14 protein-coding genes and 1 tRNA gene are annotated in these 15543 nt (G+C 59.6%); 6 read left to right on the plus strand and 9 right to left on the minus strand.

Going from position 1 to position 15543, the window contains the following annotated elements:
* Positions 1–77: 77 nt before the first annotated feature.
* The 7 genes from A6V37_RS01410 to recA all read right to left on the minus strand — a co-directional run bounded on the left by A6V37_RS01410 (position 78) and on the right by recA (position 6697).
* Positions 78–701, minus strand: coding sequence for a pilin (locus tag A6V37_RS01410; RefSeq protein ID WP_064268771.1), 624 nt, complete (start codon positions 699–701; stop codon positions 78–80).
* A gap of 179 nt (positions 702–880) precedes the next feature.
* Complete coding sequence (locus A6V37_RS01415; protein WP_064268772.1) at positions 881–1585, minus strand: TerC family protein; 705 nt, start codon at positions 1583–1585, stop codon at positions 881–883.
* 147 nt (positions 1586–1732) lie between these two features.
* Positions 1733–2614 carry a succinate--CoA ligase subunit alpha gene (gene sucD, locus A6V37_RS01420; protein WP_064268773.1) on the minus strand — a complete coding sequence of 294 codons (882 nt, stop codon included), beginning with the start codon at positions 2612–2614 and terminating at the stop codon, positions 1733–1735.
* 116 nt (positions 2615–2730) lie between these two features.
* Positions 2731–3900 carry an ADP-forming succinate--CoA ligase subunit beta gene (gene sucC / locus A6V37_RS01425; RefSeq protein WP_064268774.1) on the minus strand — a complete coding sequence of 390 codons (1170 nt, stop codon included), beginning with the start codon at positions 3898–3900 and terminating at the stop codon, positions 2731–2733.
* Positions 3897–4637, minus strand: coding sequence for a DUF2889 domain-containing protein (locus A6V37_RS01430; protein ID WP_064268775.1), 741 nt, complete (start codon positions 4635–4637; stop codon positions 3897–3899). The genes sucC and A6V37_RS01430 overlap by 4 nt, the downstream gene beginning before the upstream one ends.
* Positions 4638–4905: 268 nt before the next feature.
* Positions 4906–5613 carry a recombination regulator RecX gene (gene recX / locus A6V37_RS01435; RefSeq protein ID WP_064268776.1) on the minus strand — a complete coding sequence of 236 codons (708 nt, stop codon included), beginning with the start codon at positions 5611–5613 and terminating at the stop codon, positions 4906–4908.
* Between the two features lie 7 nt (positions 5614–5620).
* Complete coding sequence (recA, locus tag A6V37_RS01440; protein WP_064268777.1) at positions 5621–6697, minus strand: recombinase RecA; 1077 nt, start codon at positions 6695–6697, stop codon at positions 5621–5623.
* Between the two features lie 234 nt (positions 6698–6931).
* On the opposite strand from recA, the gene A6V37_RS01445 reads away from it, so the two are divergent.
* The 4 genes from A6V37_RS01445 (at position 6932) to A6V37_RS01460 (ending at position 11307) form a co-directional block, all read left to right on the plus strand.
* Positions 6932–7711, plus strand: a complete 780-nt coding sequence (locus A6V37_RS01445; protein ID WP_064285702.1) for a response regulator transcription factor — start codon at positions 6932–6934, stop codon at positions 7709–7711.
* Between the two features lie 8 nt (positions 7712–7719).
* Positions 7720–9258 (plus strand): sensor histidine kinase, encoded by a 1539-nt coding sequence (locus tag A6V37_RS01450; RefSeq protein WP_064268779.1) that lies wholly within the window; start codon positions 7720–7722, stop codon positions 9256–9258.
* Between the two features lie 227 nt (positions 9259–9485).
* Positions 9486–11144 (plus strand): MFS transporter, encoded by a 1659-nt coding sequence (locus tag A6V37_RS01455; protein ID WP_064268780.1) that lies wholly within the window; start codon positions 9486–9488, stop codon positions 11142–11144.
* 86 nt (positions 11145–11230) lie between these two features.
* Positions 11231–11307: transfer RNA gene (locus A6V37_RS01460), tRNA-Met, on the plus strand.
* A gap of 128 nt (positions 11308–11435) precedes the next feature.
* Here the strand turns inward: A6V37_RS01460 and A6V37_RS01465 are convergent.
* Positions 11436–11864, minus strand: coding sequence for a YciI family protein (locus A6V37_RS01465; protein WP_064268781.1), 429 nt, complete (start codon positions 11862–11864; stop codon positions 11436–11438).
* Positions 11865–12368: 504 nt separating this feature from the next.
* On the opposite strand from A6V37_RS01465, the gene A6V37_RS40375 reads away from it, so the two are divergent.
* Positions 12369–12839, plus strand: coding sequence for an NMCC_0638 family (lipo)protein (locus tag A6V37_RS40375; RefSeq protein WP_131799887.1), 471 nt, complete (start codon positions 12369–12371; stop codon positions 12837–12839).
* 481 nt (positions 12840–13320) lie between these two features.
* Entirely contained in the window at positions 13321–14439 is a 1119-nt protein-coding gene (locus tag A6V37_RS01475) for a hypothetical protein (protein WP_064268783.1), read from the plus strand.
* A 276-nt stretch (positions 14440–14715) separates the two neighbouring features.
* Here the strand turns inward: A6V37_RS01475 and A6V37_RS01480 are convergent, their stop codons facing one another.
* Complete coding sequence (locus A6V37_RS01480) at positions 14716–15450, minus strand: hypothetical protein (protein ID WP_064268784.1); 735 nt, start codon at positions 15448–15450, stop codon at positions 14716–14718.
* Between the last annotated feature and the right edge of the window lie 93 nt (positions 15451–15543).

Consider the following 15543-nt stretch of genomic DNA (forward strand, 5'->3'; position numbering starts at 1 on the left):
CCGAAAATCAGCGTTTTACGTGCAGCCGACTACCGCACCGGCCGCTTTCGCGGTCATCGCGCTTATCACCCAATTGCTCACGAACGGCACTCCGGCGGGGCGAGATTCGACGGCAAGGTGGGCGCTTCGGCGGGCGACGGACCTGCGCCCGGCGCCGGCAGCGAGGACGCGTTCTTGCCGCCCGCGAAACATTCCCAGGTCAGCGCGCCCGCCTGCACCGCGCTCTTGCTCAACGCGATGCGCGCGGTCGGTGCATCGACGTTGTCGGGCACCGACGGCACGAGCGTCAGCGTGTTCGAACCCACGGGCGCGACGCGTGCCGTGAAGGCGACGGTGATCTGGCCGGTGTCGTCGTCGACGCGAATGGACTCGACGTTGCGCGTGGCCGGTGGCGAAGCGTAGCCGCCGCTAAAGGCGTTCCCGCTCGCGGCGTTTTCCGACACCGCGAGGCGCGCGGAGGCAGCCAGCGACAGTCCTTCGCCGACGCGGCTGCGAGCCAGATAGTCCTGATACGCGGGAATCGCATAGGCGGCGATCACACCGACAATCGCCAGCACGATCATCAGTTCGATCAGCGTGAAGCCGCAGCCGAGGCGGCGGCAGGCCCGCGCGAGCCGGGCGGACCAGCCCTGCCGGCCAAAGCCGGTGCGCGTGCACAGCGAGGATTGGGAGTAAGGGGAATACGGCAAAGTAACGATCATCGGCAGGCTCCTGAAACGAAAAACGCCTGCCCCACGGATCGGAGACAGGCGTTTCAATCGTAGCCAGCGGCGCTCGCGTCACACAGTCAGCCGAACGGCTAACGCTGCGGTGTCGTCCGGCTCACGCTCACAGCGATGATCGACAGACGGTCATGCCGGCGCGAGGTCCAGGTCCGTCGTCAAACCGCCGCGCGATGCGCGTTGCGGCGCTTGAGCAAATAACCGACGATCACGACGAACAACGCACCTGCGATGCTCATGCCGTATTCGGCCACCGGCGTGTCGAGGATCGGCCAGCGGTCGCCCGCCGGATCGTTGATGATGAGGCCGCCCGCGATCCAGCCCAGCAACGCCGCGCCAAGCGTGATGACGATCGGGAAGCGGTCGAGCAGCTTGAGCACCAGCTGGCTGCCCCACACGATCAACGGAATACTCACAACCAAGCCGAAAATCACCAACGCGATGCGGTGTGCCGGATCGGCGGCCTCGGCGGCACCGGCAATCGCAATCACATTGTCGAGGCTCATCACGGCGTCCGCGACGATGATGGTCTTGATCGCGGACACCAGCTTGTCGGCCGGCTTGATGTTCTCATGCACGTCGTGCGCCGGCGCGAGCAGACGCACGCCGATCCACAGCAGCAGCAGACCGCCGGTGAACTTGAGCAACGGCACGTCGAGCAGCACGACCGCGAACGCGATCAGCGCCACGCGCAGCACGATAGCGCCCGCGGTGCCCCACAAGATGCCTTTGGTCCGTTGGGACGCCGGCAAGTTACGGCACGCCAGCGCGATCACCACCGCGTTATCGCCACCCAGCAGAATGTCGATGACGATGATCTGCAGGACGGCGCCCCAATGGAGCGTGGCAAAGAACTCAAGCATGATCGAACCAACAGGAAGAGATGCGGCACGCGGCCAATAAAAAAAGCGGAAGAGCTTACACTCCTCCGCTTTTTTAGAACCGCACGCTTACGAAAGGATCTCGTAAGCGTATCAAAAAACGCGCCCTAACTGCGCGCGATTTTCGATTTACAGCATCGCCTTCAGAAGACGCGCCATTTCCGACGGGTTCTTCGTGACCTTGATGCCGCAGGCGTCCATGATTTCCAGCTTGGCTTCAGCCGTGTCCGCACCGCCCGAGATCAGCGCGCCGGCGTGGCCCATGCGCTTGCCTGGAGGCGCCGTGACACCGGCGATAAAGCCAACCACCGGCTTCTTCATGTTGCCCTTGATCCACTCAGCAGCGTTTGCTTCGTCCGGACCGCCGATCTCGCCGATCATGATGACGGCGTCCGTATCCGGATCGTCGTTGAACATCTTCATCACGTCGATGTGCTTCAGACCGTTGATCGGGTCGCCGCCGATACCGACTGCCGACGACTGACCGAGACCGATCGCCGTCAACTGGCCGACTGCTTCATACGTCAGCGTGCCCGAACGCGACACGACGCCGATGCGGCCCTTGCGGTGGATGTGACCCGGCATGATGCCGATCTTCAGTTCGTCCGGCGTGATCGTGCCCGGGCAGTTCGGTCCGAGCAGCAGCGTCTTGCGGTTTTCAGCGCGCATGCGTGCCTTGAGCTCGATCATGTCACGGACGGGGATGCCTTCCGTGATACAGATCGCCAGATCCAGGTCGGCTTCGACCGCTTCCCAGATCGCAGCAGCAGCGCCTGCCGGCGGAACGTAAATCACCGACACGGTCGCGCCCGTTTCAGCCTTGGCTTCAGCGACGCTAGCGTAGATAGGAATGCCTTCGAAGTCTTCGCCGGCACGCTTCGGGTTCACGCCCGCAACGTACGCTTCGCGGCCGTTCGCATATTCACGGCAAGCACGCGTGTGGAACTGACCGGTCTTGCCGGTGATGCCCTGCGTGATGACCTTGGTGTCTTTGTTAATCAGAATCGACATGTATTGACCTCTGTTCGTTTGGCGTCGCGCGGTGACGCCGCGAGGCTGGATGTTCTCCGCCCGCGTCGCTCACGCGCCGCCATTCGTAATCCTGGTGAACGCGCTCTGGGTTTGGCTTACGCCTTGCCCGCAGCAGCCGCGACGACCTTCTGAGCCGCTTCTTCCATGCTGTCTGCCGCAATGATCGGCAGGCCGGATTCAGCGAGCATCTTCTTGCCCAGGTCTTCGTTCGTGCCCTTCATGCGGACCACGAGCGGCACCTTCAGCGAGACGGCCTTCGACGCAGCGATCACACCTTCCGCGATCACGTCGCAGCGCATGATGCCGCCGAAGATGTTGACCAGAATCGCGGTCAGGTTCGGGTTCTTCAGCATGATCTTGAACGCTTCCGTGACCTTCTCGGTCGTGGCGCCACCGCCCACGTCCAGGAAGTTCGCCGGTTCGCCGCCGAACAGCTTGATGGTGTCCATCGTTGCCATGGCGAGGCCCGCGCCGTTCACGAGGCAGCCGATGTTGCCGTCGAGCGAGATGTACGCGAGGTCGAACTTCGAGGCTTCAACTTCAGCCGGATCTTCTTCGTCCAGATCGCGGTACGCGACGATTTCCGGGTGACGGAACAGTGCGTTCGAATCGAAGTTGAACTTCGCGTCCAGAGCGATGACCTTGCCGTCGCCGGTCAGGATCAGCGGGTTGATTTCAGCCAGCGATGCGTCGGTTTCCCAGAATGCCTTGTACAGGCCTTGCAGGATCGCGCGTGCTTGCGGCAGCGAAGCGGCGGGCACGCCGATCTTCGTGGCCAGTTCGTCGGCTTCCGCATCTTTCAGACCGGTTGCCGGGTCGACCGCGATCTTGTGGATCAGCTCAGGCGTCTTTTCCGCGACTTCTTCGACGTCCATGCCGCCTTCGCTCGATGCCATCACGACGATCTTCTGCGAAACGCGATCGATCACGAGGCCGACATACAGTTCCTTCTTGATGTCAGCGCCTTCTTCGATCAGCAGACGATTCACCTTCTGGCCTTCCGGACCGGTCTGGTGCGTGACGAGCTGCATGCCGAGGATCTGGTTCGAGTATTCACGAACCTGTTCCAGCGACTTGGCGACCTTCACGCCGCCGCCCTTGCCACGGCCACCTGCGTGGATCTGAGCCTTCACGACCCATACCGGGCCGCCGAGCTCTTCCGCGGCCTTGACCGCATCATCCACCGAGAAGACCGGCTTGCCGCGCGGTACCGCGACGCCGAATTTCCGCAGGATTTCCTTACCCTGGTACTCGTGAATCTTCATGCGTGATTCCCTTCAGTCTGAGAGTTGGATTGAACTTCGTTTCCGCTGCCGGCGCTCATGCCGGACGCGTGGCCGCCCTTGCCTGTCTGGCGAACCGCCCCGTCGTCTGACGCTGCCGCACGATCCGCTAGATGCGGGGCGCGGCCATACCAGCGCGGATAAAACTGTTGCACCGCCTCGCCGTCGAAACGCAGCGCGTGGCAGCGTCCCAGCTGGAATGGCGGTTTGTCGTTGGAATGCTCGCCCGTGCTGTCAGACGATTCGTCTCCTGAACCCGCGTTCCCGCCCGGCGCACTGTCGCCTGTATTCCACACGTCGCCGGCGAAGGCCTGAATCGCGGCGGTTGGCAGGATGGCGCACAGCTCGGTGAGATGCGTGCAACCAGCCGTGCCGCCGAGCAAACGGGCAGCTTCACGACGGAAGTTTTGGCGCAGATTGAGCCCGATGAGGGCACGGTAGGCGGGATTGCTGACTTGGCACAAACCAGGATAGGGCACCCAGTCGGACGACGCTTCGGCGTCGACGACATTGAGCTTGCGATCGATGGTGATGCGAAGCCAGAGTTCATGGATCGGCTGACCATTGGACCGGACGCCCGACGCAAGTACCACATCGCGCGGTTTTTCGTCGGTCAAGCACGCTTCCACATCCCACAGGCCATCTGCTCTCTCATAGGCTTCCGCTCTGATTGCGCGACGGTGGCGCAACTGACGGGACACTGGCGGGGAGAGCGGCATGCGGAAAGGAAAGGCCGGATTGGAAAACCCACGAATTTTAGCATACTGGGTATTTGAGACAGGTCGGAACACGCACAGGCACGCCGCAGGCGGCTGAGCGCGGCGGAGGCTATCTCGGAGGGGTGGTGCGCGAACTGGGATGAGGTGCTTTTTTGCCGGCTTGCAGGTTTGCTTGCTTGCCGGGCCGCTTGTTTGTCAGCGCGGTTGTTTGCCGGGCCTCTTAATTGTCGATCCGCTTACTAGCCTGCCTGCTTACTCCTCGGGCCACTTACTCGCCGGCCCAATCCTCATCGAGGCCCTTCAGGATTTTGCCGATCGTCGCACCCGAGAAACCGCGCGAGGCCAGAAAGCGCGCCTGCTTTGCCCGCTCGGCGGGCGTTTCCGGAAGCTGGCCGAATTTCTTGCGCCAGATGGCTTGCGCACGCGCGAGTTCGGTTTCGCGCAATTGCGCGCTGGCCTCTTCGACGAGCGCCTGATCGACCGCATGCTGCTTCAACTCGCCGACAATCCGGCTCACACCGAGCCGCGACGAGCGCCGATGGATCAGACTCTCCGCGAAACGCGAATCGGATAGCCAGTTTTCGGCTTCAAGCGAATCGAGCAAGGTGTCGAGCGAGTCTGTTTCTTCGACGAACGGCTTTAGCTTGCGCGCGAGTTCGGCGCGGCTATATTCGCGGCGGGATAGATAGCCGAGCGCACGCCCTTTTAGCGACCGTGCCGGACGCTGGGATTGTTTGGTGTCGTCTTGCCCCGGCTTCGCTTCACCGGGTGTGCGGCGCGAGCGGGTGTAGGTGGTTTCGGATGAATCCGGATTGGCGGGCGGGGAAGATTCAAACTGTGCGCGCTGCGGGCCCCGGCCCGCAGCGCGATCGTGTGCGTCGAATGATTCGAATGGATCGAACGAATCGTCGTCTTCATCACGCGGGCCGCCCGCGTGGTGTCCGCCATCGGACAACGGCCGGCCCTTGCGTATCACGTGACGGTTACTCTTCTTCGTCCGCGACTTCGGCGCCTGCACCGGCCACAGCTTCGGCCATGGCGTTCACGCCCAGCGATTCGCGGATGCGGTTTTCGATCTCACGGGCGATGTCCGGATTTTCGCGCAGGAATTCACGCGCGTTGTCCTTGCCCTGACCAATCCGCTCACCGTTATAGCTATACCAGGCGCCGGCCTTGTCGACGATCTTGGCCGACACGCCCAGGTCGATGACTTCGCCCTGACGCGAAATGCCTTCGCCGTACAGGATGTCGAAAATCGCTTCCCGGAACGGTGGCGCCACCTTGTTCTTGACGACCTTCACACGCGTTTCGTTGCCGATCACTTCGTCGTTCTTCTTGATCGAACCGATACGGCGAATGTCCAGACGCACCGATGCGTAGAACTTCAGCGCGTTACCGCCGGTGGTGGTTTCCGGATTGCCGAACATCACGCCGATCTTCATACGGATCTGGTTGATGAAGATCACGAGGCAGTTGGTGCGCTTGATCGTACCCGTGAGTTTGCGCAGCGCTTGCGACATGAGACGCGCTTGCAGACCCGGCAGCGAGTCGCCCATTTCGCCTTCGATTTCAGCCTTCGGCACGAGTGCCGCGACCGAGTCGATCACGATCATGTCGATCGAACCCGAGCGCACCAGCGCGTCGGCGATTTCGAGCGCCTGTTCGCCGGTGTCCGGCTGCGAAACCAGCAGCTCGTTAACGTTCACACCGAGCTTGCCCGCGTACTGGATGTCCAGCGCGTGTTCCGCGTCGATAAACGCCGCCGTGCCGCCGAGCTTCTGCATTTCTGCGACCACTTGCAGCGTGAGCGTGGTTTTACCCGACGATTCCGGGCCGTAGATTTCGACCACACGACCGCGCGGCAAACCACCCACGCCGAGCGCGATGTCCAGACCGAGCGATCCGGTTGAAACCACCTGGATGTCTTCGACTGCCTCACCTGCGCCGAGTCGCATGACCGACCCTTTGCCGAACTGCTTTTCGATCTGCGCGAGTGCGGCAGCGAGTGCCTTGCTCTTTTCAGCAGTCAGTCCAGCCGAGCCTTTCTTGCTTTCTTCCATGAATCGTCCTTTGCTATGATGAACGGCGTCTGAGGCAGATGTTCGTCCCACTTTTGCAGGACAGCACACTAAACGCAGACACTGTATAAAAAAACAGTAGTTTTGGCAAGCGCGATTCTTATGCGAACGCGCATTTTTACTGTCGCGTTGCCAAAACCACCCACAAAAATTTTCGGAGACCGCTGTGCGCCTGGGGGACACCCCACGGAGCCGGCATGGCCTGAGTTGCGCACCATGCGAATTCTGATTGCCGAAGACGACAGCATACTCGCGGACGGTCTGGTTCGATCACTCCGCCAATCGGCCTATGCCGTCGATCACGTGAAGTCAGGCGTCGAGGCGGACACCGCCCTGTCGATGCAGACTTTCGACCTGCTGATCCTCGATCTGGGCCTGCCGCGCATGTCCGGCCTCGAGGTGCTGCGCCGCCTGCGCGCCCGCAATTCCAACCTTCCGGTGCTGATCCTGACCGCCGCGGACAGCGTCGATGAACGCGTCAAAGGTCTCGACCTGGGCGCGGACGATTACATGGCCAAGCCCTTCGCGCTGAACGAACTCGAAGCGCGCGTGCGCGCGCTGACCCGGCGCGGCGCGGGCGGCGGCCCGACGGTCGTGCGGCACGGCTCGCTGTCGTTCGACCAGGTCGGCCGGATAGCCTATGTCAACGAGCAGGTGATCGACCTGTCGGCGCGCGAACTGGGTTTGCTGGAAGTGCTGCTGCAGCGGATTGGCCGGCTGGTTTCGAAAGAGCAGCTGGTCGACCATTTGTGCGAATGGGGCGAGGAAGTCAGCAACAACGCAATCGAGGTCTACGTGCACCGCCTGCGCAAGAAGATCGAGCCGAGCGGCGTGCGCATCATCACCGTGCGGGGTCTCGGCTACTGCCTCGAGAAAGCGGCATCGCCCGTGAACGCGAATGCCATTGCCGCGCAGGCGCCCGCCGAGCCCGAGCCGCCACCGTCGTCGACGTCATCGCCCTCCGGCGCGATGCCGGCGAGCCATCACTATAAGTAGAGGCCGCCATGTCCGCCCGCGCAGACCGCGCCACAGCGCACGCGGCGGACCTCGACGAGGCACGCGACGAGCGCTACGCCAATCCGTTCGCCCCGCCCGACGAATCCGAAGCCGCCGCCGAGGCGCGCCCACGGTCGCTGTTCGGCGAGATTCTCGACTGGATGCTGGCGCCGCTGCTGCTGCTCTGGCCGATGAGCCTTGCCGTGACCTATCTGGTCGCCAAGTCGATCGCGAACGGCCCGTTCGACCGCGCGCTCGAAACCGACGCTTACGTGCTCGCCCGTCAGATCCACCCGGTCAACGGCGTGGCGGAACTGTCGCTGCCCGACTCCACCCGTGATTTTCTGCGTACCGACAATGTGGACAGCGTGTTCTATCAGGTGCTCGGCACGCGCGGCGAACTGGTGGGCGGCGAGCGCGACATGCCGCTGCCGCACGAGGAAGACCGGCCGCAGCCCGGTCTGGTTGAATTCCGCGACGACGTGCTGCGCGGCAACGATATCCGCGTCGCCTACACGACCGTCGAGTTTCCGCAGACGCCCGGCGCGCAAGCCGTGCTGGTGCAGGTCGCCGAAACGCTCGACAAACGCAGCCAGCTCGCCAACGACATCATCAAAGGCGTGATCCTGCCGCAGTTCGTGATCCTGCCGCTCGCGATCCTGCTGGTGTGGTTCGGCCTGTCGCGGGGCCTCGCGCCCCTGCACGCGCTGCAGGCGCATATCCGCGCGCGCCGTCCGGACGACCTGTCGCCGCTCGAGGCACGCCGCGCGCCGCCCGAAATCGAGCCGCTCGTCACCTCGTTCAACGATCTGCTGACGCGCCTCGAACAGAACATGGAGCTGCAAAAGCGCTTTATCGCCGACGCCGCGCATCAGATGAAAACGCCGCTTGCCGGCCTGCGCACCCAGGCCGAACTGGCGCTGCGCCAGGACGTCTCCGCGGAAGTCCACCGCTCGCTCGAACAGATCGCCACCAGTTCGGAGCACGCCGCGCGACTCGTCACGCAGCTGCTGGCGCTCGCGCGCGCGGAGAACCGCATGTCGGGGCAGATTTTCACGCCGGTCGAAGTGACCGAAGTGGCGCGCAACGCGGTGCGCGACTGGGTGCAAGCCGCGCTCGCCAAGCAGATGGACCTGGGCTACGAAGGACCGGAAGAACCTGTCGAAGTGGACGGCAATCCGGTCATGCTGCGCGAAATGCTGTCGAACCTGATCGACAACGCCATCCGCTACACGCCGCAAGGCGGGCGGATCACCGTCAGAGTCAGGCATGACGCGCCGGCGCGGCTCGTGCATCTGGAAGTCGAGGACACGGGTCTCGGCATTCCGCTGGCGGAGCGTTCGCGGGTGGTCGAGCGCTTCTACCGGATACTCGGGCGCGAGGGCGACGGCAGCGGCCTTGGCCTTGCGATTGTCCGCGAGATCGCGACCATGCACGGCGGCGAGCTGAGTATCGACGACAACGTCTATCAAACCTCGCCGCGGCTTGCGGGAACGCTCGTGCGTGTCAGCTTACATGTGCTTGAAAGGGGGCGGGATTTACCCTAACGCCGCCTGGGCGTAAAAACGATCCAACGCGATATTGAGATTACTTGCTACCACGTTGAACCGGTTTTATAGCAATTTGACCGACGTTAGATAAAAACCCTCAATTCGCGTTGTGCGACTATTTCGCCTCGCCACGTCAGTAGGCCGTAAGTTTCCACTCCAATAATCGGTTTCACGGGAACGCCTTTACCGGCGGACCGCGTGCATATCAATATTGGAGACGACATATGGCTAGCGTAGGCGGGCAAATCTCGCACGTGCCGATGACGCGCGATGAGAAGCGGGTGATCTTCGCATCGTCGCTGGGTACGGTTTTCGAGTGGTATGACTTCTATCTGGCCGGTTCACTCGCGGCCTTCATCAGCAAGAGCTTTTTCTCGGGCGTCAATCCGACCGCCGGCTTCATCTTCACGCTGCTCAGCTTCGCTGCCGGTTTCGCGGTGCGGCCGTTCGGCGCGATCGTGTTCGGGCGACTCGGCGACATGGTCGGGCGCAAGTACACCTTCCTGATCACGATCGTGATCATGGGTCTGTCGACGTTCCTCGTCGGCTTCCTGCCGGGGTATGCGGCGATCGGCATTGCTTCGCCGGTGATCTTCATCGCGATGCGCATGCTGCAGGGTCTCGCGCTTGGCGGCGAATACGGCGGCGCCGCTACTTATGTGGCCGAACACGCGCCGACGGGACGCCGCGGCTTCTACACCGCGTGGATCCAGACGACCGCCACGCTCGGCCTGTTCCTGTCGCTGCTGGTGATTCTCGGCGTGCGCACGGCAATGGGCGAAGACGCGTTCGGCGCGTGGGGCTGGCGCATTCCGTTTATCGCGTCGATTATCCTGCTGGGCGTGTCGGTGTGGATCCGGTTGCAACTGCATGAGTCGCCGGTGTTCGAACGCATCAAGGCCGAAGGCAAAACCTCCAAGGCGCCGCTCTCCGAAGCGTTCGGCCAGTGGAAAAACCTGAAGGTCGTGATTCTCGCGCTGATCGGCGTGACCGCCGGCCAGGCCGTGGTGTGGTACACGGGTCAGTTCTACACGCTGTTCTTCCTGACCCAGACGCTGAAGGTGGACGGCGCCACGTCCAACATCATGATCGCGCTGTCGCTCCTGATCGGCACGCCGTTCTTCCTGTTCTTCGGCTCGCTGTCGGACCGCATCGGCCGCAAGCCGATCATCATGGCCGGCTTGCTGATCGCCGCGTGCACCTACTTCCCGCTGTTCAAGGCGCTCACGCACTACACCAACCCGGCGCTGGAAGCCGCTACCCAGAAGGCGCCGATCGTCGTGATCGCGAATCCGGATGAGTGCTCGTTCCAGTTCAACCCGGTCGGCACCGCGAAGTTCACGAGTTCCTGCGACATCGCCAAGAGCGCGCTGTCGAAGGCTGGCTTGAACTACGAGAACGTCGCCGCACCGGCGGGCACGCAGGCGCAGATCAAGGTTGGCGATACGGTGATCAACACGTATGACGGCAAGGCCGCCGACGCCAAGGATCAGGGCAAGGCATTCGACAAGTCGCTCTCGACGACGCTGAAGACCGCCGGCTACCCGCCGAAGGCTGATCCGTCGCAGATCAACTGGCCGATGAGCATTGCGATCCTGACGATCCTCGTGATCTACGTGACGATGGTCTACGGGCCGGTCGCGGCGATGCTGGTGGAAATGTTCCCGACGCGGATCCGCTACACCTCGATGTCGCTGCCGTATCACATCGGCAATGGCTGGTTCGGCGGCTTCCTGCCGGCGACCGCCTTCGCGATTGTGGCGGCGAAAGGGAATATTTATTCGGGGCTGTGGTATCCGATTGTGATCGCGCTCATCACGTTCGTGATCGGCATGCTGTTCGTGAAGGAAACCAAGGACTCGGACATCTACGCGAGGGACTGAAACGCGTGATTGCCCCGGAATCTTGAAAAAGTTGCGCGCCGGGGGTTGACAGCCTCCGGCGCCGTCCGCATAATCTCGCTTCTTTCGGCGAATTAGCTCAGTTGGTTAGAGCGACGGAATCATAATCCGCAGGTCCGGGGTTCGAGTCCCTGATTCGCCACCAGTTGCAAGAAAAAGCCGCTGCTTCGATAGAAGCAGCGGCTTTTTTGTTTTCCGGTGGGTTGTGCGGTGTGGAGTTGCGAGCACGGGCGACAGGCTGTGACGCAGAAATCTCTGCGTCACGTAACCGTATCAGCGGGTTTGCGCGTCAATTTGTTGCCGCAGTTGCTTCTCGTGCTCCTGAAGCTCCGGCGTAAAAGCTTCGCCGAAATCCGCAGGCTCGAAGAAAGGACGAATTTCGATCTCCGAGTCACTGACCATCGGATTCGGGCAGCGGCGTACCCAATCGATCGCTTCGTCCATCGATTGGACCTGCCAGATCCAGTACCCGGCGATCAGTTCCTTGGTTTCGGCGAACGGGCCGTCATAGACAGTTCGATCTTTGCCTGAAAACTTCACGCGCACACCCTTGGAACTCGGCTTCAGTCCATCACCGCCCTGCATGATGCCGGCCTTGACCAATTCCTCGTTATATTTGCCCATCGCCGCGATGAGCTCCATGCTGGGCATTTGCCCGGCTTCGGATTCGGGGGTCGCTTTGACCATGACCATTACGCGCATTGTGTTTCTCCTGGGAAAGCTATCGGGATTACGTTGTGTCGGGCGGTAATTGCCGCCTTCACCACTACGACGAATGATGGTGGGGGAAATCGACACGGGCAAGGCGTCAGGTGTGCGTGGCTTTCTGCCGAACTGATCGGCATTGGGCTCTGGGTGGATCAACTTAGAGCATTCGGCTCAGAAGGCACTGCGCATTCGAACGGCTGTGGGCCGTCTAAAGCCTGCCGTCGCCGAGGCGCGCAGTTCACGCATCCGGTTTGAAGCGATGGCAGGCACAACTTTGTCGGCTGCCGAACTTCCGGATGCGGCCAGCTTTCGGTCACTCGACTAGCTCCCGTACATCGCCGACAATCAGCGAGCGGCAGAAGTCAGCACCAATTCAGCGTGGCAAAAGGAAAACCATAAGAAATCAAATCCGCAAGCTTGTCTTGGTTCTGGGTATTACTTCAGCACTCGCATCCCATCTTGCATTGGCCGCAGATCCTGCCGCCGGTTGGACTCTTCATGAAGGCTTGCGTGCCCAACATGGGACGACCGACTGGGGTCGAAGCTTGGGCGAATGAATGGCATCTACACGAAATTACCGACGCAATTCCTTTACAGGTCTTCGTTGGAGACGGAGAAAATGGAAAAGCGTGGGCTGTACCTGCGAAATATGGGAGTTTTGCACTCTCGATCAGAGGGACGACCCGCGCATGTGCTGTTTGGGCAAGAGCAGCTGATCCGGGAGAGGTCGAAGCTGATTTTCATAAACTGATCGATGGAAGCAAACGTCCCGGACTGAATCTCACGGTCGTCGAAGATAAGATTTTGCCCAGCCCAGCGGGACAGCTTCATGAACTCGTATATCAAATGTCAGCAACCGATGCGACAACGGAATTTCTATTTACGCTGCTCACAGCCGAGAACCCAGGAGGCGCGTTCCAAGCTTCGTTGCAAGTCGCTGCAGCGCGAATGCCGTCGCCTACAAACTAACGTCTTTACCTGACTGAGAATTGAATGGCCGCAGGCTCGTGCCTGTTCCGGAGCGTGCTGACATACGGCGAGTTGAGTCGATCATAATCGGACCGAGTTCGGCCATGAACCGTCCTTCGACATTGTCGACAATCCATTCTTGAGATTCGTGGACGAAACGTATAAGAGAACCGAAAGAGGCTTTGTGAGCCCGCCTTTGCCGCACGTGCGGGGCCGCTGGGCGCGACTTAGAGAATCGCTTTTAAGGCTGGTTGTGGATGACGGTGAGATCACCTCGACCTAGTATGACGTTCCTTGTTTGCTGCCGGAGCTACCTTTGAATAGATGATGTCGCCTGCTCTCAAAGCGCCTGCGTCGCTTCTTTCATCATAGGTAGTCAGCACGCTGCATGTGACTGATTGATATCTGTCACAAATAAAGCCACTTTACAAGAACGCACAGCTAGTTAGAATGATTGTGTATATCGAAAGGAGTTTGACGAATGGACGTCTTTACGCGAGTTGACGGAGTTTTGGATGAAAATTTGCATCCAAAATTTAAACTTCTTCGTGACGAACCTTATTATAGAGGTGCCAAATTAATCATTGAAGGTTGGGTGAACGATTTTCACGATAGAGATAACAAGATAGCAAGAGAATTTCAGGAGAATTTTCATTCTGCATTCTGGGAATTTTATCTTCATGCGGTGTTTAAAGAGGTTGGGGTGACACTGACTCACAAATACAATCGACCTGATTTTGTCGTTGAAGGTAGCGCTGGATTTTATGTGGAAGCAGTAGTCTCAGAAATCAAAAAAGGAGGGATATCAGAATCCGAAAGGACCTTTGACGATCACTTCAACATGTTGCTGCCCATCAAAACGGATGCTGAATTCTCGGATCTCATTGATGAGGCAATTGTTAGGCACTCCAATTCAATCGGCGAAAAACTAAACAAATACACTGGATACTTCAACAAGAAAGGAAAATGGATTCCGGGCTACAAGGAGTGCGCGTGGGTAAGTGTTGATAAGCCATTCGTCGTGGCCTTGGCATCTTACGATCAGATTAATTATGGAAAAGAGTACATATACTCAATGCTAGCGCTGCTGTACGGCCAGTACTATTCTCCGGAAAACAAGAGATTCGAGCAAAAGAAATCCGTAACCAAGCCCGGGGGAAGTGCGCAGATTGATTTGGGTATATTTTTCAATGAGCGAATGAGAGATGTTTCTGCGATTATTTTTTCCAATACCATCACATTAGGAAAGTTGTCATCTCTGAGCAAGTCAATTCAGATTGATCCAGCTCACGTAATTAATGTTCGATTTGATTTCAATTTTCCTCACTACAAAATTCATGAGGTTAGCGAGGACCAGCCAGAGCATCTGCTTGACGGCTTGTATGTGTTTCACAATCCGAATGCAAAAGTAAAATTTGACTGCCATGAGTTCACAGATAATTATGTACTAGAAATATCTTTACTTGGCGGTGATATTTTAATGAGTAACGCAAGGCGACCGATTGTTGCAAGGTATTGCTCTCCGCTGGGAGGAATCTATCGTCAACTTATAATGTCTACGGCTGCCAGCGAGTTTAACGGAACGGTGGCGTACGAATAAAGGCATGATTGCGAAGACCCTCGTTTCAATAACGTTGCACGGTCGCGAAAACTGACCGCAATCCTTTCTTTATGGTACAGGGCTATCTCATGTATAAACTTTGCGATCCCCGCGGATTGTACGGCGTTGGTGCGTAGCTCGCCGGCTCGGCGCTAGGCTAGTGGCACACCCGCATTCAGGGGAGGCCGTCGGGCGGCGGCAGTTGGCCCTGAAGGCGGTTCGAATCTCGCCATCGATCGGCGTTGCGTTCCGTATGGCGCGCGCGATCACGCGGTTTTAAGAGACCAACTCCAAAAACTTGTCGCTCGTTGCCTTGATCCTACCGATCGAGAGTGCGTCCTTGGGTGCGTGAGGCACCGCCCAATATTTGGCTTCGTTCCATCCGTGCTCGCGCGGGCCGCCCTTAGCGTTTTTTTGCGTGATAAAGCCCCAGAACCAGAGGTCGTCCCATATCAGTAGCTCTTGATCGCGGTAGCAAAGCCGGTCGTGCAGATATTCATTGATCCCGGCGATAGTGGCTGAAGGCCCTTCCGGAAGGCGAGGCGCGAGCGCCTCGAACACGGCGGTAATCACTCTGTCCACCGGAAGACGCAGGTTGTCCCCGGCGAGAACGCTCGTGTCCGGCCAGAATTTGTTTTTCAGGGTCGGCTCGAGCTCGATGTATCCCAAATTCCTGACGAACAGGGCGGCAGTCTTGGGCCCCCACCCGTCCTGTCGGCGAAGACCATCGATCAGCTCATACTTGCCGCTCTCCGTGGCAAAGTCGCGAAAGGCCTTGAAGCTGCGGTGTGCGCCGGCCGCGGTTACCTCCTTTAGAAAGTTGCAGATTGGGTCGAGCTTTGGTTGTGACTGAGTCTGCAATACCTTTTGCATCAACAAGATCGCGCGATCCTCGAGCCGAGAGGGGGACAGCGACTCTGTGATGAAGCCGTGCTGTACTTCGATATTGATGTTGTGATGTTGGCTCAAGAACGCAAACAGGTCGGAGATCGGCTTTGGACGTTGAAGCATCAGTCTTCGCTAGGTGTTGGGGGTGTGTCGGTCCGGAATGCGTGAGGCTTGCGGCTGGCTTGAATTATTTATAAATCCTTTGGAGCGAATCAC

Source organism: Paraburkholderia ginsengiterrae (assembly GCF_001645125.1).
Classification (GTDB): Bacteria; Pseudomonadota; Gammaproteobacteria; order Burkholderiales; family Burkholderiaceae; genus Paraburkholderia; species Paraburkholderia ginsengiterrae.

Excerpts from the sequence above, each read along its gene's own strand:
- A6V37_RS01480 (WP_064268784.1), bottom strand. The coding sequence starts at position 15,450 with ATGCTTCAACGTCCAAAGCCGATCTCCGACCTGTTTGCGTTCTTGAGC.
- A6V37_RS01410 (WP_064268771.1), bottom strand. The coding sequence starts at position 701 with ATGATCGTTACTTTGCCGTATTCCCCTTACTCCCAATCCTCGCTGTGC.
- sucC (WP_064268774.1), bottom strand. The coding sequence starts at position 3,900 with ATGAAGATTCACGAGTACCAGGGTAAGGAAATCCTGCGGAAATTCGGC.
- A6V37_RS01450 (WP_064268779.1), top strand. The coding sequence starts at position 7,720 with ATGTCCGCCCGCGCAGACCGCGCCACAGCGCACGCGGCGGACCTCGAC.
- A6V37_RS01465 (WP_064268781.1), bottom strand. The coding sequence starts at position 11,864 with ATGCGCGTAATGGTCATGGTCAAAGCGACCCCCGAATCCGAAGCCGGG.
- A6V37_RS01445 (WP_064285702.1), top strand. The coding sequence starts at position 6,932 with ATGCGAATTCTGATTGCCGAAGACGACAGCATACTCGCGGACGGTCTG.
- recA (WP_064268777.1), bottom strand. The coding sequence starts at position 6,697 with ATGGAAGAAAGCAAGAAAGGCTCGGCTGGACTGACTGCTGAAAAGAGC.
- A6V37_RS01430 (WP_064268775.1), bottom strand. The coding sequence starts at position 4,637 with ATGCCGCTCTCCCCGCCAGTGTCCCGTCAGTTGCGCCACCGTCGCGCA.
- A6V37_RS01475 (WP_064268783.1), top strand. The coding sequence starts at position 13,321 with ATGGACGTCTTTACGCGAGTTGACGGAGTTTTGGATGAAAATTTGCAT.
- A6V37_RS01455 (WP_064268780.1), top strand. The coding sequence starts at position 9,486 with ATGGCTAGCGTAGGCGGGCAAATCTCGCACGTGCCGATGACGCGCGAT.
- A6V37_RS40375 (WP_131799887.1), top strand. The coding sequence starts at position 12,369 with ATGAAGGCTTGCGTGCCCAACATGGGACGACCGACTGGGGTCGAAGCT.
- A6V37_RS01415 (WP_064268772.1), bottom strand. The coding sequence starts at position 1,585 with ATGCTTGAGTTCTTTGCCACGCTCCATTGGGGCGCCGTCCTGCAGATC.
- sucD (WP_064268773.1), bottom strand. The coding sequence starts at position 2,614 with ATGTCGATTCTGATTAACAAAGACACCAAGGTCATCACGCAGGGCATC.